Genomic DNA, 833 nt, shown 5'->3' with positions numbered 1-833 from the left:
ATTCTTCTCCCGCAGATACCACAGATTTCCGCAGAAAGTACAAAAACATAAAAAATCCAAAACACAACATAAAAATCTGCGAACATCAGCGTAATCAGCGGGCAATAATTCTTCTCCCGCAGATACCGCAGATTTACGCAGAAAGTACAAAAACTTGAAAAAATCCAAAACACAACATAAAAATCTGCGAACATCAGCGTAATCAGCGGGCAATAATTCTTCTCCCGCAGATACCACAGATTTACGCAGAAAGTACAAAAACATAAAAAATCCAAAACACAACATAAAAATCTGCGAACATCAGCGTAATCAGCGGGCCATAATTTTTCTCCCACAAATACCGCAGATTTACGCAGAAAGTACAAAAACATAAAAAATCCAAAACCCAACATAAAAATCTGCGAACATCAGCGTAATCAGCGGGACATAATTTTTCTCCCGCAGATACCACAGATTTACGCAGAAAGTACAAAAACATAAAAAATCCAAAACACAACATAAAAATCTGCGAACATCAGCGTAATCAGCGGGTAATAATTTTTCTCCCGCAGATACCACAGTTACGCAGAAAGTACAAAAACATAAAAAATCCAAAACACAACATAAAAATCTGCGAACATCAGCGTAATCAGCGGGCAATAATTTTTCTCCCGCAGATACCGCAGATTTACCCAGAAAGGACAAAAACTTAAAAAATCCAAAACCCAACATAAAAATCTGCGAACATCAGCGTAATCAGCGGGCAATAATTTTTCTCCCGCAGATACCGCAGATTTACCCAGAAAGGACAAAAACTTAAAAAATCCAAAACCCAACATAAAAATCTGCGAACA

At 37.6% G+C, this 833-nt stretch carries 1 protein-coding gene; it reads right to left on the bottom strand.

Annotation, left to right across the window (positions count from 1 at the left end; genetic code table 11):
* Window positions 1–560: 560 nt before the first annotated feature.
* On the bottom strand, window positions 561–833 hold a 273-nt coding region (locus MM236_RS18045; protein WP_241276393.1), incomplete at its 5' end, for a hypothetical protein.

Source organism: Belliella calami, assembly GCF_022549695.1.
GTDB classification, from domain to species: domain Bacteria; phylum Bacteroidota; class Bacteroidia; order Cytophagales; family Cyclobacteriaceae; genus Belliella; species Belliella calami.
This window is presented reverse-complemented; position numbering and strand designations above follow the sequence as displayed.